16 protein-coding genes are annotated in these 19,802 nt (G+C 69.3%); 9 read left to right on the top strand and 7 right to left on the bottom strand.

Annotation, left to right across the window (positions count from 1 at the left end; translation table 11 throughout):
* The first annotated feature begins 35 nt into the window (after nucleotides 1–35).
* From ACX40P_RS13170 to ACX40P_RS13155, 4 genes are read left to right on the top strand one after another with little or no spacing between them, the layout of a single operon-like run.
* On the top strand, nucleotides 36–437 hold the full coding sequence (locus ACX40P_RS13170; protein ID WP_459126814.1) for a hypothetical protein: 402 nt from the start codon (nucleotides 36–38) through the stop codon (nucleotides 435–437).
* Nucleotides 434–1,132 (top strand): C39 family peptidase, encoded by a 699-nt coding sequence (locus ACX40P_RS13165; protein WP_459126813.1) that lies wholly within the window; start codon nucleotides 434–436, stop codon nucleotides 1,130–1,132. The genes ACX40P_RS13170 and ACX40P_RS13165 overlap by 4 nt, the downstream gene beginning before the upstream one ends.
* Complete coding sequence (locus ACX40P_RS13160; protein ID WP_459126812.1) at nucleotides 1,132–1,812, top strand: hypothetical protein; 681 nt, start codon at nucleotides 1,132–1,134, stop codon at nucleotides 1,810–1,812. Before ACX40P_RS13165 ends, ACX40P_RS13160 begins: the two co-directional genes overlap by 1 nt.
* A complete protein-coding gene (locus ACX40P_RS13155) occupies nucleotides 1,809–3,143 on the top strand; it encodes a transporter (RefSeq protein ID WP_459126811.1) in 1,335 nt (444 codons plus the stop codon). The genes ACX40P_RS13160 and ACX40P_RS13155 overlap by 4 nt, the downstream gene beginning before the upstream one ends.
* Nucleotides 3,144–3,186: 43 nt before the next feature.
* Here ACX40P_RS13155 and ACX40P_RS13150 read toward each other — a convergent pair whose 3' ends face one another.
* A complete protein-coding gene (locus ACX40P_RS13150; RefSeq protein ID WP_459126810.1) occupies nucleotides 3,187–4,377 on the bottom strand; it encodes a sensor histidine kinase in 1,191 nt (396 codons plus the stop codon).
* On the bottom strand, nucleotides 4,367–5,662 hold the full coding sequence (locus tag ACX40P_RS13145; RefSeq protein WP_459126809.1) for a sigma-54-dependent transcriptional regulator: 1,296 nt from the start codon (nucleotides 5,660–5,662) through the stop codon (nucleotides 4,367–4,369). Before ACX40P_RS13145 ends, ACX40P_RS13150 begins: the two co-directional genes overlap by 11 nt.
* 45 nt (nucleotides 5,663–5,707) lie before the next feature.
* Between ACX40P_RS13145 and ACX40P_RS13140 the strand changes: the two genes are divergently transcribed.
* From ACX40P_RS13140 to ACX40P_RS13120, 5 genes are all read left to right on the top strand, one after another.
* On the top strand, nucleotides 5,708–6,988 hold the full coding sequence (locus ACX40P_RS13140) for an efflux RND transporter periplasmic adaptor subunit (protein WP_459126808.1): 1,281 nt from the start codon (nucleotides 5,708–5,710) through the stop codon (nucleotides 6,986–6,988).
* Between the two features lie 14 nt (nucleotides 6,989–7,002).
* On the top strand, nucleotides 7,003–7,680 hold the full coding sequence (locus ACX40P_RS13135; protein WP_459126807.1) for an ABC transporter ATP-binding protein: 678 nt from the start codon (nucleotides 7,003–7,005) through the stop codon (nucleotides 7,678–7,680).
* A 17-nt stretch (nucleotides 7,681–7,697) separates the two neighbouring features.
* Nucleotides 7,698–10,115 carry an ABC transporter permease gene (locus ACX40P_RS13130; RefSeq protein WP_459126806.1) on the top strand — a complete coding sequence of 806 codons (2,418 nt, stop codon included), beginning with the start codon at nucleotides 7,698–7,700 and terminating at the stop codon, nucleotides 10,113–10,115.
* Nucleotides 10,108–11,352: a TolC family protein gene (locus ACX40P_RS13125; protein WP_459126805.1), complete on the top strand. Its 1,245-nt coding sequence runs from the start codon at nucleotides 10,108–10,110 to the stop codon at nucleotides 11,350–11,352. The genes ACX40P_RS13130 and ACX40P_RS13125 overlap by 8 nt, the downstream gene beginning before the upstream one ends.
* Nucleotides 11,353–11,462: 110 nt before the next feature.
* Nucleotides 11,463–11,960, top strand: coding sequence for an RcnB family protein (locus ACX40P_RS13120; RefSeq protein WP_459126804.1), 498 nt, complete (start codon nucleotides 11,463–11,465; stop codon nucleotides 11,958–11,960).
* Nucleotides 11,961–12,061: 101 nt separating this feature from the next.
* Here ACX40P_RS13120 and ACX40P_RS13115 read toward each other — a convergent pair whose 3' ends face one another.
* From ACX40P_RS13115 to ACX40P_RS13095, 5 genes are all read right to left on the bottom strand, one after another.
* Nucleotides 12,062–12,847 carry a metallophosphoesterase gene (locus ACX40P_RS13115; protein WP_459126803.1) on the bottom strand — a complete coding sequence of 262 codons (786 nt, stop codon included), beginning with the start codon at nucleotides 12,845–12,847 and terminating at the stop codon, nucleotides 12,062–12,064.
* Nucleotides 12,844–13,635, bottom strand: coding sequence for a hypothetical protein (locus tag ACX40P_RS13110; RefSeq protein ID WP_459126802.1), 792 nt, complete (start codon nucleotides 13,633–13,635; stop codon nucleotides 12,844–12,846). Before ACX40P_RS13110 ends, ACX40P_RS13115 begins: the two co-directional genes overlap by 4 nt.
* Before the next feature lie 113 nt (nucleotides 13,636–13,748).
* The gene (locus ACX40P_RS13105) at nucleotides 13,749–15,938 is read right to left on the bottom strand and encodes a glycoside hydrolase family 88 protein (RefSeq protein ID WP_459126801.1); all 2,190 of its coding nucleotides are present in this window, start codon (nucleotides 15,936–15,938) and stop codon (nucleotides 13,749–13,751) included.
* A gap of 148 nt (nucleotides 15,939–16,086) precedes the next feature.
* Entirely contained in the window at nucleotides 16,087–17,433 is a 1,347-nt protein-coding gene (locus tag ACX40P_RS13100; RefSeq protein ID WP_459126800.1) for an oligogalacturonate lyase family protein, read from the bottom strand.
* A gap of 13 nt (nucleotides 17,434–17,446) precedes the next feature.
* Nucleotides 17,447–19,684 (bottom strand): hypothetical protein, encoded by a 2,238-nt coding sequence (locus ACX40P_RS13095; protein ID WP_459126799.1) that lies wholly within the window; start codon nucleotides 19,682–19,684, stop codon nucleotides 17,447–17,449.
* Nucleotides 19,685–19,802 lie beyond the last annotated feature (118 nt).

Here is a 19,802-nt window from a genome sequence, read left to right as displayed (position 1 = left end):
TTTCTTTTCCCCGTTCTCCCGGAAAGGAGAAGCGAATGCGCCCCTTTTCCACACACGTCGCGCCTATCGCGCTGGCGGTCGCGCTGATCGCGCTGCCGTACGCATCGGCGATGGCGCAGGTTACCCGGACCGACGCGGCCCCGCTCCCCGCCGCGGTCGTATCGCCGGCGGTACCGTTCGGAGAGGGAGCCGTCGCCGATGACGCGCTCGGCGCCATTGCCGGCCGTGAAGACACCAATCAGCTGTCGGTGGCGAACCTGAACGCCGGTGTATCGCGCAACAGCGTCGGCGATAACTCGACGACCGGCGACGCCCGTATCTCCGACAACGCGCTGCAAAATCTCTCCGGGCTGTCGATCCTGAACGTCAACACCGGCAATAACGTCGCGATCAACGCGGCGATGAACGTCAATATCTCGATCGCACCGCAGCAGTGAGGATCGCGCTCGCCCTGATCGTGCCGGCCGTGCTTGCGGGATGCGCCGATCAGGTCGGGGGATCGTCGCGCTTCGTCGCGCCAATGGGCGCGGTCGGCGATTACCGCGTTGCCGTGCGCAGCGTGCAGGACAATCGCTTCCACGGCGTCGTGCGCCAGCGCTATGACTTCAGCTGCGGATCGGCGGCGCTCGCGACGCTGCTGCGCTATCACTACGACCTGGATGTCGGTGAGGATGATGCCTTTCGCGGCATGTGGGCGAAGGGCGATCAGCCGCAGATCCGCCGCGTCGGCTTTTCCCTGCTCGACATGAAGCGCTGGCTGGTGACGCACGGCCTGACCGCCGATGGATATCGCGTCTCGCTCGACAAGATCGCCCAGACGGGCGTTCCGGGCATCGCGCTGATCGCGGTGAAGAACTATCGTCATTTCGTCGTCGTGAAGGGAGTGCGGCAGGACGAGGTCCTGCTGGGCGATCCGTCCTCCGGCCTGACGGTCATGCCGCGCGCCGACTTCCAACGGGCGTGGAACGGCATCTATTTCGTGCTGTCGCAGGATCAGGCGCGCGCGAAGTCGCAATTCAATCGCGAAACGCAGTGGGTAGCCTATACCCGGGCACCGATCGGCGGACGCTTCGCCGATCCGATCAGCCAGCAGGCGCTGTCGCTCACCAATCCCTTCCACGGAGAGTTCTGATGTTGTCGCTGCTGCTGCTGATGACGTTGGCACAGGATGTCCCCCTGGCGGCCGTGACCGTGCCCGATGCCGAGCTGGCGCGACAGCGTGGCGGCTTTCTGTTGCCGAACGGGATCGATGTCGCGCTGACCGTGCAGACGCAAACGTCGGTCGATGGGATGGTCGTGCTGCGGTCGGTGTTCCGCGCCGATCAGGGTACGCCGACGCTCGCCGTCTACGCGCCCAAGGCGGGCGAGACGGTCGCGTCGGAGGGGACGCAGACCACCGGCACGGGGTCGCCGGCGATGCCGACGATCAGTTTCGACGGTCGCGGCGGGGTGCAGATCCTGCCCGGGATCGCCGCCCGTACCGTGGCGGTGGGCGTGACGACGGCGAGCGACCTGCCGCCCGGCCTCGAACAGGTCGCGGCGGGGACAAGCCTGTCGACCGCCGCCGGTACCGTGTCGCAGGGCGGTACCGGCGGCCTGCAAACCGCAGAGTTGCGCGCCGCCGACCTGTCGATCACGCACCTTGCCGGCACCGCCTTCGGCTCGGCGATCGCGAATTCGGGCAACGACCGCGCGATCGATACTCAAACCAGCGTGGGGATAGAATTGCGCAATCTCGGATCGACGGTGATGGCGGGGGCGATGCTGCGCGCCGAGGATGTCGCGCTGTCGGCGCTGCGGGGGCGGCAATGAGCGGCGTGCGCACGGTGCGTGCCGCGCTGCTCGCCGGGCTGGCGCTCTCGGTCGTCGCGACGCCGGCTGCGGCGCAGCGGCGGGCGGCGCGCCCGTCGATCCAGAAGCAGCTCGACGCGGCCACCGCGCTGATCGAGGCGCAGCGGGCGCGGCTGGATGCGCAGGAAGCCCGGCTGACGGAGATGCAGCGGCGGCTGGATGCGCAGACGGCGGTCGCAGCGTCGTCGTCGACCGCGCCGATGCCCGCGGTGCTGGCGGCGCAAGGGGCCGCTCCCGGTGCGCCCGGCGATCCCGGCGGTGTGCTGCAGCCGGCGGTGACCCCGCTCGAGCGGGTCGGCCAGGCGCCCGTCGCCGAGGAGCGGCCGATCGAACTCGCCGTGCTCAACAGCCAGGGCAGCATCGTCACGCGCAGGGGGCAGCTGACCGGCGAGTTCCAGATCGACTATGCCCGCGCCGATCGCAATCGCGCGGTCTTCCGCGGGATCGAACTGGTCGAGGCGGTGCTGGTCGGCGTGTTCGACATCAACGAAAGCCGACAGGACGTCGTGACCGCATCGGGATCGCTGCGCTACGGCCTGACCGATCGGCTGGAACTGGGCGTGCGCGTGCCCTTCGTCCACCGCGCCGACAATTCGGTGGTCGCGCCGATCGCGGGCAGCACCAACAACGACCCCGCCGCGACGATCGACAGCTCGACCAGCGGCACCGGCATCGGGGATATCGAGGTCACCGCTCGCTATCAGGTGCTCGACGGTCATGGCGGCACGCCATATCTGATCGCCAACTTGCAGGGCGTCTTTCCGACTGGCAGCGATCCTTTTGCTATTCCCCGCGACGAGCTGGGCCGCGCGCGGCGCGCGGCGACGGGGGCGGGCTTCTACGGCATCTCGCCCAGCGTCACCGCGATCCTGCCGACCGATCCGGTCGTGCTGTTCGGCACGCTCGGCTATACGTTCAACCTGGCCAAGGACGTCAACACGACGATCCCGCCGGTCATCATCGACTATGTCGATCCCGGCGACGCGATCTCGGGCAGCGCCGGCATCGGCATCTCCTTCAACCAGCGGACCACGCTGAACCTGGGGTACGCCCACAGCTGGGCCTTCGGCTCCACGACGCGCACGCGCCTCATCACGCCCGGCCCCAATGGACCCGTCACCGCCGAAAGCCGATCGCGCGACCTGCAGATCGGGCGGCTGCTGTTCGGCGTGACGTACCGCGTGACCGATCGCGCCAGCCTGAACTGGTCGGTGGAGGTCGGCGCGACCGACGACGCCACCGACCTACGCACTGCGCTGCGCATCCCGCTGGTGCTGCTTACCGGGCGCTGATGCTGGAGTCGTCGTAGTTGCGGAATGTTAAGACGACCAGCCGTCATCCGGGCACCCGCATCCGGAACGTCGTCGGCGTTTCGGACAGCAGGGTCAGGTCTCCGCCATGCGCCCGGGCGATGCGGCGGGCGAGGGACAGGCCGATGCCCGACCCATCGGGCTTGGTCGTGTGAAACGGGCGGAAGATGCGGGTCCGGTCGGGTGCGGCGACGCCGGGGCCGCTGTCGGCGACGTCGATGGTCAGTCCGTCGCCATCCGCCGTGAGCAAGAGCGTCACCTGCGGCGGCGTGTCGCCCGTTGTTGCGGCTTCGCCGGCATTCTGCAGCAGTGCCCAGATCGCCTGGGTCATCTGGTCGCGATCGACTGCGGCGACCGGGGCGCCGGACACCGCCGTCGCCAACGTCGGTCGATCCCCGAAGCGATGCGCGAACAGGCGCGCCAGATCCTCAATCATTTCGCCGAGCGCGATCGGAGCGGGCACCGGTTCCGGCAGGCGGGCGAGCGCGCGATAGGCCTGGGTGAAGCGCTCCAGCCCCTCGATCCGCCGGGCGAGGGTGGCGAGGATCGCGGGCAGCTTCGGGTCGATCCGCTCGGCGGCGACCACCGCGCTGTCGGCGAGCGAAACGACCGGCGACAGGCCGTTGAGCAATTCATGCCCCAGGATGTCGATCATCTCGTCGTCGGCGCGCGACTGGGCGGCGCGTTCTTCGGCATCGATGTCGATCAGCACCGCCAGCGCCGGCCCGCGCGCGGCATCGACGCGGTCGATGCGAAAGCGCCGCCCCTCGTGCCGCAGGTGTCGCGCGGTGTCGTCGGCCAGCGCATCGGGCACCGGCAGGATACGATCGTCGGTCGCGAACAGGGCGCGCGCCGCCCGGTTCAGCGCTCGCGCCCCGCCGGCGTCGCGACGGAGCAGCGGTATGGGTATCTGGTCGAGCACTGCGCGGAGCAAGGCCGCGTCGGGCAGCCGGTCGGGCGCGGGAGCCGGATCGTCGGCCAGCGGCGCGCGCAGCGCGGTCCAGCAGCCGAGCCCGATCAGCCACGCCGTCACCAGCAACGCGCCGGCGAGCGTTCCCCACAGCCCTGCACGCCAGGCGACGATCATCGCGGCCCCGGCGCCTGTCAGGGCGATGCCGCTCACCATCTGGCTGACGGCGTGGCGCTGTCGCGACGATCGGGCGCCGTTGCCCTGAGCGGACGTGGCGAGCGGCGGCATCGGGCGGTCAAAGGCCATAGCGGGCCATCCTGCGGTACAGCGCGCCACGACTGAGGCCGAGCGCGGTCGCCGCGTGGGTGACATTATGATGGTGCTCGCGCAGGGCCGCCTCGATCATCGCGCGCTCGGCCTCGTCGAGGTCGAAGCGCGCCGCCTGTTCCGCGATCGGCGCGACGGGGGCGTCTGGCGACAGCAGGTCCGCATCGATAGCCCCGTCGCCCAGCAGCACTGCGCGTTCCACGGCGGCCTCGAGCCCGCGCACGTCGTCGGGCCAGCGCGTGCCGGCGATCATCTCCTCCGCCGCGGTGGTGAAGCGCGGCATCGGCTGGCCGTAGCGATCGGCGGCCAGCCGGGCGAAGTGCCTCGCCAGAAGAAGCGCGTCGTCGCCGCGATCGTGGAGCGGCGGCACCGCGATCGCGATCGCGGCGATGCGGCGGGCCAGCGCGGGGGCGATCAGAGCAGGCGTATCAGCGATGGCGATCGTCCGGATGGTGGTGGGCAGCCGGTCGAGCAGCCGTTCCTGTGCGACCGCATCGATCCGGTCGGGATGGCGCAGCAGAAACGCGCCGGCTGGCTCTGCCATCCGATCCCACGCCGGGGCATCGCGCAGGTCGATGCGGACGAGCGGTTCGGCGGCGTGACGGGACGCGGCGTGGAGGGCGGCGGCGACCAGACTGCGACCCGACCCCGCCGGTCCTGTCACGAGCACGCCGGCCGGCGTTGGGCCGATCCTGGCGATCAGTTCCCGCACTCGCGCTATCGCCGCGCTGTTCCCCAGCAACCGCGCAGGTTCGGCGGCGGCGGTGGCGATCGGCGCGACGGGTGCGGTGGCGGGCCCGCGCGCCACCGCGCCCTCGATCTTCTCGATCAGTTCGGCGTTGCGCCACGGCTTCATCACGAAATCGCGCGCGCCGGCCTGCATCGCCGCCACCGCGATGCGAATGCCGCTGTGCGCGGTGATGACGATGACGCAGGCGGCGGGGTCCTCCGCCAGGATCCGGGCGAGCACCGCCAGCCCTTCGTCCCCGCCGGTCAGGCCGGGCGTGTAGTTGAGGTCGAGCAGGATCGCGTCGTAGCGCCGCGCGGCGAGATGCGACAGCGCATCCTCCGGTCCCGCCGCCGCATCATGGCGATGCCCCGCCAGCTCCAGAGCGACGCCGAGGGATTCGGCGATGCGCGGATTGTCGTCGACCAGCAGGACGTTGAGACCGCTTGACGAGGCATCCGACCGTCCATTGGTGGACGGTGCGTCCGGACCCGGACGGTCACCGGCGGCTGCATCGGAGGAATATTCAGTCTTCATAGGCCTTTAGGTGTTTCGACCATCCTGGGTGACACTATGCCCATGATGACCGAAGCCAGCCAAGGTGCAATCCCGTCGCCCGGTGCCGCGATGGACCGCAAGGTCGCCCGGGGCCCGCGCCCGTGGTGGCGCCGCCGCGCAACCTGGATCGCGGCGCTGATCGTGATCGCCGCGGTCGCGCTGTGGCGGTTCCTGCCCGCCGCCGGGTCGACCGACATCGCCGCCGATGCGATCGAGACGGCCGACATCACCCGCGCGGCGTTCGACGATTATCTGCCGGTCCGCGCGGTCGTTGCGCCGCGCGTGACGACGCTGGTCGGCGTGCTGGCCGGCGGGCAGGTCGAGAAGCTGCTGGTGCAGGACGGCGCAATGGTGGTCGCCGGACAGCCGCTCGCGATGCTCGCCAACCCGGAACTCCGTCTCGACGTGCTGACGCGGGAGGCGCAGATCGCCAGTCAGCTGGGCGGGGTTGCCAGCGAGGGGCTGGGGATCGAGCGCAACCGGCTCGACCGTGCGGCGCAGGTGTCGCAGGCCGAATACGACCTCATCAAGGCGCGGCGCGACCTGTCGATCCGCCAGCAGCTGCACGACAAGGGCTTCCTGTCCGACGCCGGGGTGAAGAGCTTCGAGGAGGAGGCCCGATATCAAGAGCGCCGCCTGGCCCAGCTGCGCTCCGGCCGCGAGACCGAAGCGCGGATCACCGCCACCCAGTCCGCCCGCCTCGAAGAGACGCAGGGCCGTCTCGCCGGCAACCTGTCGGCGGTGCGCGCGGGGCTGGAGGCGCTGACGATCCGCGCGCCGGCCGGCGGGCGCCTTACCAACTTCGTCATCCAGCCCGGCCAGACGCTGAAGCCCGGCGACCCGGCCGGGCAGGTCGACAGCGAAGGATCGTGGAAGCTGGAGGCCGATGTCGACGAATTCTATCTCGGCCGCGTCGCGGTGGGCCAGCACGCGAAGACCGCGGACGGCGCGGCGCTGACCGTGTCGAAGGTGCTGCCCGCGGTGAAGGACGGCCGTTTCCGCGTCGAGCTGACCTTCGACCGTGCGCCGACCGGGCTCAATCGCGGCCAGACGATCGACATCCGCGTGACGCTGGGCGCCGCGAACCGGGCGCTGGTCGCACCGGTCGGCGGCTGGCTGGAAGCGGGCGGCGGCACCTCTGCCTTCGTCCTCGACGCCGACGGCGCACACGCCCGCCGCCGCGCGATCAAGACCGGCCGGCGCAATCCCGAACAGGTCGAGGTGCTGTCCGGCCTCACGCCCGGCGACCGCATCGTCACCAGCAACACCGCGTCCGTGAAGGGCGACATCCTGAACATCCGATAGGGGACCACACGTACATGATCCGCATGGAAGGCATCCAGCGCCGCTACATTTCCGACGAGGTCGAGACGACCGCGCTGCACGACATCGACCTGCATGTCGCGCAAGGCGAGTTCCTGGCCATCATGGGGCCGTCGGGCTGCGGCAAATCGACGCTGCTCAATACGCTCGGCACCGTCGATCGCCCGACCGCGGGCCGCTATCTGTTCGGCGATCGCGATCTGGCGGCGCTGGACGAGAAGGCGCTGTCGAAGTTCCGTGGTGCGACGCTCGGCTTCGTGTTCCAGAGCTTCAACCTGATCGACGAGCTGACGATCGAGGAGAATGTCGCGCTCGGCCTAGCCTATCGCGCCGATGCCGGCGACCGGAAGGGGCGGGTGGCGGCGGCGATGGACCGGGTCGGCATCGCCCACCGCGCCCGCCACTTCCCGCACCAGCTGTCGGGCGGCCAGCAGCAGCGCGCGGCCATCGCCCGCGCGATCGTCGGCGATCCGAAGCTGATCCTGGCCGACGAACCCACCGGCAATCTCGACACCGCCAATGGCGAGCAGGTGATGAACATCCTGACCGGGCTGAACGATGCGGGTGCGACCATCGTCATGGTCACCCATTCGCCCAGCCACGCCGACATGGCGAAGCGCCGCATCGACATGCTCGACGGCCGCATCGTCGCCAGCGCCATGCGCGCGATCTGACGGAAGGCCCTAAGCCCATGAACCGCTTCGCGCTCCTGTCGCTCTACCGCTCGCTCGTCCGCCACAAGCTCTATGCCGCGCTCAACATCGGCGGGCTGGCGGTGGGAATCGCGGTGTTCCTGGTCCTCGGCCTCTACGTCCGGTTCGAGACAAGTTTCGAGACATGGCTGCCGCGCCATGACGGCGTCTATGTCGTCCAGACGGTGTGGAGCATCCCGGAAAGCCCGTTCAACGGGCCATCGAACTGGACGATGGGCGGACTGCTCGAACAGATTCGCGAGGATTTTCCCGGCGTGGTCGGCACACGCTACCAGCCGACCGGCGGCAGCGTCATCCGCGGCGGCGTCGCAACCAGCGAAGACTTCGTGCAGGTCGATCCCAGCTTCTTCCAGGTGTTCGAGCTGCCGATGGTGCAAGGTAGCGGGGCAGCGCTTGCCGATCCGTCGAGCGTATTGCTGAGCGATAGCATGGCAAGGAAATATTTCGGCACGACCGATCCGATCGGTCAGACGCTGACCGTCGCGATCAACGATCAGAAGACATACCGTGTCGCCGGCGTGTTCCGGGATCTGCCGAAGAACAGCGAGCTGAAAATCTCGGCGTTGTTGGCCTTGCCCCGCACATCGACCTCGCAGTGGTGGTATAATTGGGGCAGCTCGTCGCTTCAGACGTTCCTGCGGTTCGACACGCCGCAGGCCGCGCGTAACTTTTCAGCGAAGATGCCATCTTTCGTCGATCGCCGCGGCTTGCGTGACATGGGCCAGAACGCGTCGAAGTCGCTCAACCTCGGCATCATGCCGATCGCCCGTATGCATCTCGAACCCGAAGGGAAGGCGAGCGCAAGCCAGAAGCTGACCGTCGTAACGCTGGGCATCGTCGGCATTCTGACATTGCTGATCGCGGTCGTGAATTATGTGAACCTGGCAACGGCGCGTGCCGGCCTTCGTGCCCGCGAGGTCGCGATGCGCAAGGTGCTGGGTGCCAGCCGCGGCGTGCTGATGCGCCAGTTCCTGGGCGAGGCGATCCTCACCGTGGCGCTCGCCGCACTCGGCGGCCTGATGCTGGCGGAGCTGGGTTTGCCGCTGGTTAACGCCACTGGCGGACTGTCGCTGGCGATCCCTTATATGGTCGTCGTCCCTGCGCTCATCGTCCTGACCGTCACGGTTGGGGTGCTTGCGGGCCTCTACCCCGCGGTCCTACTGTCGCGCTTTCCGGCCGCGGCGGTGCTGGCCTCTGCGCGCACCCCCGGCGGGGGGCGGACCGGCACGCGGACCCGGGAAGCGCTGGTCGTCTTTCAGTTCGGTCTGGCGATCGCATTCATGATCGGCACGCTGGTGCTGGTGGCGCAGACGCGTCACGTCCGCGCGGCCGATCTGGGATTCAAGCGCGATGGCCTGCTGATCCTGCCGGCCCTCGCCGACACGCTGGTCGATGCACCGCGCAAGCGCGCGATCCTGCAGGCGATCCGCGCCATCCCGGGTGTCACGAGCGTCGGCATCGCCGACAGCTCGGCCGGCGGTAGCGGTAACAACAATGCCGATAATGTTCCGCTTCCCGGCGTGCCGGGAGACGGCCCGTCGATGCGCCGGATCGCCACCGGGCCGGACTTCTTCGCGGCCTATGGTACGCGCGTCCTCGCCGGCCGCGTGTTCGATGCGGCACACCGCAGCGACGATGCCCAGTTCCTGAAGAAAGGTGAGGTGCGCAACATCGTCATCAATCGCCGCGCTCTGCCGACGCTTCGCTTCGCCTCGGCCAAGGATGCGATCGGCAAGACGGTCGGCGGCGCCCGTCCGCGTACGATCATCGGCGTTGTCGAGGACATGCGCTTCTTCTCGCCACGCCTCCCGCACGAGGCGGCCTACTACACCTATTATTCCAAGATGGAGGAAACGGATCTCAGCCCGATCGCCACGATCCGCTTCGCGGGCGATCCGCGGCAGGTAAATGCGGCGGTGCGCAACCTGTGGCAACGAATGGCGCCGATCGTGCCGTACAACGGCGAAACGGCCGACACGCGGCTGGCGGAATTCTACGAAGCCGACGACCGCGCCACGCGCCTGTTCGGTATCGGGGCGGGGCTCGCCGTGCTGATCGGCTGCGTCGGATTGTGGGGATTAGCCTCGTTCAACACCGCGCGGCGGACGAAGGAGATCGGCATCCGCAAGACGCTGGGCGCATCGGCGACCGACATCGTCCGGTTGCTGGTCGGGCAGTTCCTGCGGCCCGTCCTGATCGCCAACATCGTCGCCTGGCCGCTCGCCTTCGTCGCGATGCGGACGTGGCTGGCAGGGTTCGAGGACCGGATCGCGCTGTCGCCGCTCTATTTCCTCGGCGCGACGCTGCTCGCGACATTGGTCGCGGTGCTGACCGTGCTCGGCCAGTCGCTCCGTGCGAGCCGGGCGGCGCCGGCCTGGGCGCTGCGCCATGATTAGGCGCGGGGTGATCGCGGTCGCGCTGCTCGTCGCGCCCGCCGCGCATGCCCAGACGCTGCGCGAGGCGCTGGCGGCGGCCTGGGCGACCAACTCGGAGCTCGCCGCCGCCCGCGCCCGGCAGGATGCGCTGGCCGAGACGCCGCGGCAGGCGCGCGCCGCCGGCCGTCCGACCGCGTCCGTCGGCATCGACACCGGCTACGACCGGATCGGTCAGGGCCGGTCGGCGGGCGGGACGATCGGGGTGGCGCTGCCGATCTGGACCGGCGGGCGCGTGGGGTCCGCCGTGCGGGCCGCCAACGGCGATGTCGCGGCGGGGGCGGAGAGCCTGCGCGACACCGAGGCGGCGATCCTCGAACGCGTCGTCGGTGCCTATGCCGACCTACGCTACGCCCGGCAGGTGGTCGAGGTCGCCCGCGTCGGTATCGCGCGGCTTGATGCGCAGGTCGCGGAGGCGCAGGCGCGCTTCGGCCTCGGGCAGGGAACCCGTACCGACGTCGCCCAGCTGGAGGCGCAACGCGCGAGCGTCCTCGGCAGCTTGGCGGACGCGGAAGGCGCGGCGGCCTCCGCCGCAGCGGCCTATCGCGCCGTCGTGGGGCAGGATGCGGGCGTGCTGAGCGCCGCTGTCGCGACCCCGGTCGGCCTGCCACCCTCGCTGGCGGATGCGCGGACCGCGGCGGAGGCCAACCCGCTGCTGCTCGCCCGTCGCCGTGCGGTCGAGGCGTCGGCGGCGCGGATCGATCAGGCGCGGGCCGAACGCGCGCCGTCGCTGGACCTGGCCGGCGACTATGGGCGCGGCGTGCGATTGGCCGGCGGCGACCTGCGCGGGTTCGACGGTGCGGCGCGCGCGGGGCTGGCGCTGCGCGTGCCGTTGCTGACCGGCGGCCTGGTCGCCTCGCGCGTGCGGCAGGCCGCGAGCGCCTATCGCGCCGAGCGCGCCACCGCCGATGCCGCCGCCCGCCAAGCCATGCGCGATGCCGACACCGCCTGGGCCTCGCTCGCCGCGGCACAGGGGCGGTTACGGGCGAGCACCGCCGGCCTGGCTGCGGCCGACGTGGCGCTGAAGGGCGTGCGGGCGGAATATGGCTTCGGGTTGCGCTCGACGATCGACATTCTGGTCGCTGACCAGAGCTACCGCGGCGCGCAACTCGACGTCGCGCGCGCGGAGTCCGACCTGCTGACCGCGGAAGCGGCATTATTGCGCGCGACCGGGCGGATGGCGCCGGACGCGTTCGACTGACGGCATTTCTGTCGCAGGCCTGACGCCGGCATTCCGCGTGCGTTCACCGGCGGTGGCCTAGTCCGGAGCCATGCCGACGCAGCCCGTCGGTCAAAGCAGAGGAACAATCCATGCGTAGGCTCATCATCGCGGCCTTGGCCGCCAGCGTCATCGTCCCCACCGCGGCCAGCGCGCAAAGCTATGGCGAAGTGCGCCAGGGCCAGCGCGAAGTCCGTCAGGACCAACGCGCGCTCGACCGCGCCCGTGCCAGCGGCGACCGAAGCGACATCCGCGAGGCGCGACAGGAATTGCGCGAGGATCGGCGCGAAGTGCGGGAAGACCGCCGAGACTATCGGCAGGATCGTCGCGCTGGCGATCGCGATCGCTACGCCTATCGCGGCGGCGCCTATCGCGGCCCGCGCGGCTATCGCTACCGCCCGGTCGCCGTCGGCCATCGGTTCGCCCCGAGCTATTACGGGCGCAACTATTGGGTGAACGACTATGCCAGCTACCGGCTGGCGCGCCCGAACTACGGCTATCAGCGCTGGGTTCGGTACGGGAACGACGTCGTGCTGGTCGACACGCGTACGGGGCGGGTCGTTCAGGTTCGCCCGCGCTACTTCCGCTAACACTGCCGACCGGTCCGGGCATATCGCCCGGGCCGGTCGCGCGTTATCCATCCTAGAACCGCGATGCAGATTCTTCCCTCACCATCCACCCTCCATCACCGCTAAGCCTGCTCGCCATCGCGACGGGCCTGGATAGTGTCCACCGCCTCGTCGGTGATCTTCACCGCGGTCAGCACGCCGGTCTCGTACGCACCCGTATCGATGCCGATGCGGTGCGGCAGGACGACGGCCTTGTCGTCGATCCACGTGTGCCCGTGGACGATCACCGGCGGCGCAGGTGCGGCGTGCTCCAGGAACTCTTCGCGGATCCACAGCATGTCCTTGCGCGTCTGCTTGGCCAGCGGCACGCCCGGCCTGATCCCGGCGTGGACGAAGATATAGTCGCCGACTTCGATACACGGTTCGAGACGGGACAGCAGCCGCTCGTGCGCCGCCGGCATCAAGTCGAGCAGAGCGTCACGCATCGCGATCGCGGTGGCAGCGAATTCCAGACCCTCGTCGGGGACCGGGACGCCATAGGATTCGAGCGTCTGACGCCCTCCGAATTTCAACCATGCGCTGCGCTCGGCCGGGTCGTCCAGGAACTGGCGGAGCATGGCTTCGTGATTGCCTTCCAGCATCCGGGCCTCGACCGCGCTGGACCGTGCGAGCCATACCAGCGCGGCAAGCACCTTTGCCGTCGCGGGCCCGCAATCCACATAGTCGCCGCACAGGATGAGGATCGGCGTAACATCGGGATGCGACTCCCGCGCATCCCGCGATATCTCGGCGAGCAACGCCTGCAGCAGGTCATAGCATCCGTGGACGTCGCCGATCGCATAGAGCGGTCGCGCGCCGATGCGCGCGCCTTGCGTGGGAGCGTGGGACTGGCGGCTGATCGCGATCATCGCGCGAGGTTACTCCGGCGATCTTCCGCCTCATCGGCCAATTGCGACAGGTCTGCGGCGATCATACCGAAGATCCGCTCGGCATAGCCGGGCCGTGCGATGGCCTCGCCGCGCGCCCGCTCCAGTTCCAGTCGATAGTCTCGCAGCAATCGCGGGCGGACACCGACCGTTGCGGCGACCTCATACGCATGGGCAGCGCGTCGTTCCGCGATCTGGACGGGTGGGAAGGGATCGGGTTCGACGATCTCGTGGCGTACCATTTCCGGTGCTTCGACCCGTGCCACGATAACCGGCGGCGGTATGTCGACGCGGGGGATCGGCTGCGACACGGGAGCTGGCCGGCGATCGGCTTGCTGGATCGTTTGCGCACGTGCCCGCACAGGCTCCGGCCGTTCCGCAAGCGGCGCTGACCGTTCCGGTTGGGCGGGCGACTCCATGATAGAATCGGTGGCGGCGGCAACCGCCGTCGATCCGGGTTGGGACCGCACGGGCGGCTGCGATCTGGAGTGGCTGTCGGACGCCGCCAGTGGTGCCTGGATGCCGATCACATCCGCGCCCAAGAACGTGCCCGCGGCGATGGTGGCGGTGAGCATGACGGAGACGACCGCGAGGATTTTCGCGCGCGAATGCCCCGGCGCAGCCTCCGTCGATGTGTCCGCGACAGCGATCGCGGTCGTGCCCCGCGTGCCGGGGCCGAAGATCGCGAGCATATCCTCGACGACGGCGCGATCAGCAGCGACGGCATGACCTGTCGGCTGGTGACTATCGGTGGTTTCACGTTCGATCATCTGCGAACCTTTCGTGCCGCTTATCGATCGAACGTGGTGAACCAGCGCTGTACCTGTGGTTGTTCGACTGACAGTGTCGCTCCAGACCGCGGCATCGGAGCGCGCTCGGTCTGTCAGAACACCGGCTTTTCCTTCGCCACCAGCGCCTGCCACGCCGCGAGATCCGGCACATCGCCGCCGCGATCCCAGGCCGATCCGGCGTAATAGGTCAGCGGCTGGCCCGGCTGGACGCGGACGAGGATCAGGTAGTTTTCGGCGTCTTCGGCAAAGCCCTCGACCGTCGTCGGATCGACCAACACCGCCAGCCCCATGCGGCCGTGGTCGGCGTCGTCGGGCCCCCAGAAGATCAGCCGGCCGTTCGCCTTGTCGCGGATAACGGTCGGGCGGGTGCCGGGCGCGCCGACCTTGCCGATGCCGATGCCGACGATCAGCGGGTCCTTGCTGTCCGACTGCAGGGTCGATCTCATGCGGGTGAAGTGCGTGCCCAGCGGCAGGCTGAACTCGCGCGTCTCCCACACCTTGCGCGCGACATCGACCGGCCACGAGCGGTAGTCGACGGAGAAGCGCGCCACGTCGCCGCCGGTCTGCTGGATGCGGTAGGTGGAGAAGTTGCGGCTGGTCCACAGCTTGTTCTGATACCAGATGCCCAGCCCCCCGACGCCGCGGGTGCGGCCGACGTCGTAGAAGTCCAGCCCCTCGCCACGGTCGATGTGATAGCTGGGGAACTTCAGCTGCCGGTCCATGAACGGCCAGCGCACGCGCTTCGCCCAGGCGTCGATGCCCGATCCCGACGGCGGCTCCTTTGCCTCCAGCGCCGGGCCGTAGATGCGGTGCGCGACCAGATCATTCTCCCACAACAGGTCGTCGAGCCGGTCGGGCGCGAAGCGCGCGACGGCGCGTCGGCGCTGCTCGGCCACAGGCGGCGGGGCGAGCGGCGCGACATCGGCAGGGCGACTGAGCGTCGCGGGGTCGTAGCTGAGCTTCGCCACCGCCGACATCTCGGCAGCCCGGCGCGCCTGTTCCTCCGCGCCGACGACGGTCGCGGGAGGCGGTGGGGCGGGGGTGGTCGCGGCGATGCGCGCGGGCGTGTCGGGCGACGGCTCGCTCTGCGGCAGGCTCTGCGCAGGCCCGTTCAGGTCGGCGATCTCCAGCGCGGCGAGGATATAGGCGCCGTTGGCATAGGGGCCGGTCTCATCCGGCCGCGTGTGGACGGGCTGGTCGCCGGTCTTTTGCGCCGCGCCCAGCTGACCGCCGGGCGTAAGCTGGCGGTTGAGCGCCGCCCAGCCTTTCAATACGCGCGGCAGATAGGTCTTGCGGTCGAGTTGGCCGTGATTGATCCCCCACGCCATGCCGTAGACGAAGAAGGCGGAGCCGGACGTCTCGGCCTCCGGATACAGATCGGGTGCGAGCAGGCTTGCCGGCCACAGGCCATCGGGGCGCTGCAGCTCGGCGATGCGGCCGATCAACGTGCGGAACAGGTCGGTGTAGTAGCCACGGCCCGCATAGTCCGCCGGCATCGCCTCCAGCCAGCGCGCCAGCCCACCGACGACCCAGCCGTTGCCGCGCGACCAGAAGATCGGCTGGCCATTTGCTTCCTTGCGGTCGAGGAAGCGGGCGTCGCGGAAGAACAGGCGGTGCTGCGGCGACCACAGCAGCTTCGCCGTGCGGCGCCATTCCTTGTCGGCGGCGGCGAGATATTTCGGATCGTTGGTGATCGCCGACATGCGCGCCAGCACCGGCGGCGCCATGAACAGCGCGTCGCACCACCACCAGATCAGTTCGGGCGTCTCGGTGCTGCGCGCCAGATGCGGCACCTGCCAGTCGAGCCGCTGGCGCAGCGGCAGCAGCGTGCCGTCCTGCCGGCGGCGGCTGTAGAGTTCCTCATACAGGTCGCCGATCGCGAGATCGTCGGCGTTCAGCATCGTCGCGCCCGATCGTGCGCCGCGGACGCCGTAATTATAGTGCTCGGCGACCGCGGTCAGGAAACGCAGCGTTCGCGGATCGTCCGACACCCGCGCCAGCCGCGCAGCGCCGACGTAATAGGCGGCCGAGACCCAGTTCGACGCCATGTGATCCAGCGCACCGCCGGTCGACACCGGCAACGGCTTGCCCGCCATCGACGCGATCTGCGCGGCGGAAACGTACTCGGCCATCCGTATCGCCTGTTCGCGGGTCGGCAGGCGATCGGTGGGGATCGCTGGGCGAGGCAGGGGCGTCAGCCATGCGGCGTCGATCCCTGCCGGCACCTGCGCAGCGGTGGGGGCGGCGAGGGCTAGCGAGAGGGCGATGAGGGGAAGGCGCATCAGATGTTCTCTCGATCAGAAGCAACAAATTCCGTTCGTGCTGAGCCTGTCGAAGCACCGTTCTTCGTGCCGTACTTGATGCATTCGCGGCACGAAGAACGGTCCTTCGACAAGCTCAGGACGAACGGGGAGGGGGTGGGTGTATCGATCACGCCTTCGCGACCTCGACCGCATAGACGTGGTTCGCGCCATGCATGTTCGACACGAATACCAGCGACCGCCCGTCGGGCGTGAAGGTCAAATTCGGCTCCAGCCGATAGTCATGCGCGGACATGTTGACCAGTCGCTCGCGCCGCATCACCTCGCAGGTGATGAGGTCGTCGCGGTAGTTCTCGGGCTCGGCGTCGGGCAGCGGTTCGGGACGGAGCAGCGACAGCCATTTGCCGTCCGGCGCGTGCGCGACCATGTCCGCATCGCCGCCGTCGCTGGCGAACAGCCGGCCGTCTGCCGACCGATTGAAGTGCACCCCCCAGTCGTTACGATCGACCGACCGGTAGATGCGCTTTCCGGTCGCGAGATCGACTGAGGCGACCCAGAACACCTGACCGCGCGGCGTCTGCAGGTCGTAATAGACCTCGCGCCCGTCCGCGCCGAACCATTCGTGGCCAAAAATCTCGAAGTTCATCGTGCGGTCGTGGGTGCGGCGAAGGTCGCTGCCGTCGACGCGCATCGTCCACATCCGGTCGACGCGGTCCCACGGTCCTTCGTGGCAGAAGATCAGTCGTGTCGGATCGGTCGGCGAGAATTGGGTGTGGCCGATCCATTCGTTCGTTTTGTGGATGACGCGGCGTTCGCCGGTCTTCACGTCGAGGACGAAGATCTCCATCGGATAGCGCGCCGCCCAGCGCTGTAGCATCCGCACGCCTTTCGCCTTGGCGAAGTTCAGCGGCTTTCCGTCCGGGCCGGTCGCGGCATATTCGGCCTGATCGAACTTGCGGTTGCGCACATCGGCGAGGCCGGGCTGGAGCGGTTGCGAGCCATAGGCGACGAAGCCGAGGATCAGCGTGTCGTCGGCATTCATCGAATTGAGCTGCCCGTTCGGCATCCGCGCGACCCGCCGCGTCCGTTCGCTGTCGATATCGACCGCGAAGATCGTGCGCGGCCGGTCCATCGGCTGGGCGTCGCCGGGATCGCTGACCGAATAGAACAGCGTCCGCGATGTGCGCGCGGTGAACATCAGTTCGGCGCGGGTGTTCTTCACCAGCGTGCGCAGTTTGCGCGTCTTCAGGTCGACGACCGCGATCCCGTCGGGCACCGACATCGCCATCAGGTCGCCCTGCGGCGTGAAGCTGTTCTTGTAGAAATACAGCTTGCCGCCGCCGCCATCGGGGCTGAGGCGGACGATGCGGTGGCCGGTCTTTGCATCGACCCACTCGCGCGGCGGCGGGCCGGATGGCTTGGGCGTTGGCGTCTGCGCGGCCACCTTCGTCGCGGCGAGGGCGACCGATCCGCCCACCAGCCCCTTCAGCATGTCGCGCCGGCTCTCGTTCGTCATCGTCTCGTCCTCGTCATGGCGCGGGGGTGATGCCTTCGGCGCGGACGCGCCAGCCGGTCTTGGGGAAGCCGGGGGCGGCACCGTGCGATCCCTCCCAACCGCCCGCCATCAGGCCGACCGCCATCAGCAGCGCGCCGTTGGAGGGGAAGTATGTCTCGGCGGCGCGGCGGTAACCGGGGCCATCGGGGTTCTTCGCCATCGCGACGCCGGCCGCGCCGCCGCTGGTGGGCACCAGGTCGGCGGCATGCGCGTCGAGATGGACGCGCGGCGTCATGCCGGTCGAGCCCCACTGGTTGTTCTTGCCGTCCGCGAACAGCCAGTCGACCGCCTTGTCGGGCATGCCGAGCCGCGCCGCGGTCATCGCCATCATCGGGAAATCCCAGCCCCAGGTCTGGCGGAAGTCCCAGTTCGCCTCGGTCGCGGCGAAGGTGCGGCGCATCGTCGCCGGATCGATCCGCGCGCCCGGAATGAAGCCATAGGCCATCAGGAACGACGGATGGTCGCGGTTGCGGCACGGCAGCGCCTCGGCCTTGCCCTTGCACGCGGGGGAGGCGGCGGTGCGCCAGAAGTCGGGCAGGCTCTCGACCGGCAGGTACAGGCCATCACGCGTCGCCGGCGGGGCGATGCGCGCGAGCGTGCGGTCCCAGTCGGCGCGGCGCTTCAGCCCGCGCCGTTCGCGCCACGCCTGCGCCGTCGTCAGGCCCCAGCGGAAATACTCGACCTCGAAGGTCGGGTTCTTCGTGGTCGGCGGATCGTAATTCTCCTGCGCCGGGATCAGTGGCGGGCCGAGGTCGCGTCCGTCGAGTGGCCAGTTCGCCAGCAGCGTCGCCGTGTCCTCGACCAGCGCGGCATAGCGATCGAGCGTCGCGCGGTCGCGGCGGGTGCGCCAGACCAGCTCGGCGAGCAGGATCGGATGCGGCTGCTGCCACATCAGGAAGGGGGAGACGGGGCTGGGGCTGTTGCGCCCCTCCGGCCCCGTCATCTTCGGCCACCAGGCCCCGGCGATGCGATGCCGCGCCGCCTCCGCCCGCGCTTTTGGCAGGTGGCGGACGTACCAGCCGAGGCTGCGCTCCAGCAGTTCGGGGCGGCCCCATATCGCCTGCCACCCGGCATGCCACGGGTGCATCTCCAGATGGAATTTCCCGAACCAGCTGTTCGAGAACAACCCCTCCTCTTGCGGCGGCAATTCGCCCGCGCCGTTCACGGCGGAGAGATATTGCGACAGCACGACGCGGCGTTCGAGTTCAGGCGCGCGGGCATCGGTGCTGCCCGAGAAGTCGACCGCGCCCCCTGTCTTCCAGAAACTTCGCCATGCTGCGGGCGTCGCCGTCGCGGTCGCGCCGAGGGCCGGCATGGCGGGGGCGGCGGCGCTGCGTTCGAAGCGGACGGCGACGGTCAGCCGCTGGCCGGTGCCAGTCGCGCGCACCTCCGCCGGGCCGCTACGCGCGACGCGGCCGCTGGCGACGACGGTGGACCAGTAGCGGGTGGCGTCGATCGTGCGGGAGAGGCGGAGGCGCGCGGGCGTCTGGCTGACGATAGCGGTGGTGCCTGCGTCCTTGTCCCAGTTCGACGGGTCCGGATTTATGCCCTCGCTGACGCCGGGATAGCGCACGCTGACCGCCAGCCGGCCGCTGGCGATGAGCGGCGAATCAATTTCCGCCTCGATCAGATCCTGCGTCGGGTGGACGCGCGTCACCACCGTCACCGACTGGCCGGCATAGACGAAGCGGCTGGTCAGCTTGCCGGTCCACAGGTCCAGCGTCTGCCGGGTCTGCGCCAGCAGCTTCGCGTCGGGTGCTACGCCGTCGATCGTCATCGCGATGCGCGCCAGCGAGATGCGGTGCGGATTGGCGCGCAGCCAGCCGAGCGCCGGGTTGGTCTGTACCGCGTCGAAGCTCTGCATCCAGGCATAGGGCTGGGTGCCGCGCCCGGCGACCGGCACCTGCACCAGCCCGTCCGCCTCGGTATAGCCCTTCGGATTGGGAAAGCTGTGCCACGCCCATTGCGCCATCGTCAGCAAGGGCGAGAGTTCGGAATAGAGCGAGGGGAAGTTCTGCAGCCCGGTGATATCGGCGGTGAAGCCCAGCGCGCCGTTGCCCAGCATCAACGGCGCATGCGGATCGGGTGCGGTCAGCGTGATGGCGTGGCGGCGGACGAGGGCGGCACGGTCGATCGGCTGGGCGGCCAGCGGTGTGGCCAGCGTTGTCGTCACGGCCACGGCGAAACCGGCGATTCGGGGCAGCTCGGGCATCGTCCGTCTCTCCTCTCCGTCCCGCACTGGACACCGGTGTCAGCGTCGCACCCTCGTATCGGGTCGGTTCTACGCTGTTTCCTTCACCTCTGGCATGCCGTCGGTCGTTTGTTCTTGT

Source organism: Sphingomonas sp. RS2018 (assembly GCF_054489605.1).
Note: the sequence above shows the minus strand (reverse complement) of the source record. Positions and strands in the feature narration are given on the sequence as shown.

Excerpts from the sequence above, each read along its gene's own strand:
- ACX40P_RS13095 (WP_459126799.1), bottom strand. The coding sequence starts at position 19,684 with ATGCCCGAGCTGCCCCGAATCGCCGGTTTCGCCGTGGCCGTGACGACA.
- ACX40P_RS13140 (WP_459126808.1), top strand. The coding sequence starts at position 5,708 with ATGACCGAAGCCAGCCAAGGTGCAATCCCGTCGCCCGGTGCCGCGATG.
- ACX40P_RS13100 (WP_459126800.1), bottom strand. The coding sequence starts at position 17,433 with ATGACGAACGAGAGCCGGCGCGACATGCTGAAGGGGCTGGTGGGCGGA.
- ACX40P_RS13120 (WP_459126804.1), top strand. The coding sequence starts at position 11,463 with ATGCGTAGGCTCATCATCGCGGCCTTGGCCGCCAGCGTCATCGTCCCC.
- ACX40P_RS13115 (WP_459126803.1), bottom strand. The coding sequence starts at position 12,847 with ATGATCGCGATCAGCCGCCAGTCCCACGCTCCCACGCAAGGCGCGCGC.
- ACX40P_RS13145 (WP_459126809.1), bottom strand. The coding sequence starts at position 5,662 with ATGAAGACTGAATATTCCTCCGATGCAGCCGCCGGTGACCGTCCGGGT.
- ACX40P_RS13135 (WP_459126807.1), top strand. The coding sequence starts at position 7,003 with ATGATCCGCATGGAAGGCATCCAGCGCCGCTACATTTCCGACGAGGTC.
- ACX40P_RS13170 (WP_459126814.1), top strand. The coding sequence starts at position 36 with ATGCGCCCCTTTTCCACACACGTCGCGCCTATCGCGCTGGCGGTCGCG.
- ACX40P_RS13125 (WP_459126805.1), top strand. The coding sequence starts at position 10,108 with ATGATTAGGCGCGGGGTGATCGCGGTCGCGCTGCTCGTCGCGCCCGCC.
- ACX40P_RS13155 (WP_459126811.1), top strand. The coding sequence starts at position 1,809 with ATGAGCGGCGTGCGCACGGTGCGTGCCGCGCTGCTCGCCGGGCTGGCG.
- ACX40P_RS13160 (WP_459126812.1), top strand. The coding sequence starts at position 1,132 with ATGTTGTCGCTGCTGCTGCTGATGACGTTGGCACAGGATGTCCCCCTG.
- ACX40P_RS13105 (WP_459126801.1), bottom strand. The coding sequence starts at position 15,938 with ATGCGCCTTCCCCTCATCGCCCTCTCGCTAGCCCTCGCCGCCCCCACC.
- ACX40P_RS13130 (WP_459126806.1), top strand. The coding sequence starts at position 7,698 with ATGAACCGCTTCGCGCTCCTGTCGCTCTACCGCTCGCTCGTCCGCCAC.
- ACX40P_RS13110 (WP_459126802.1), bottom strand. The coding sequence starts at position 13,635 with ATGATCGAACGTGAAACCACCGATAGTCACCAGCCGACAGGTCATGCC.
- ACX40P_RS13150 (WP_459126810.1), bottom strand. The coding sequence starts at position 4,377 with ATGGCCTTTGACCGCCCGATGCCGCCGCTCGCCACGTCCGCTCAGGGC.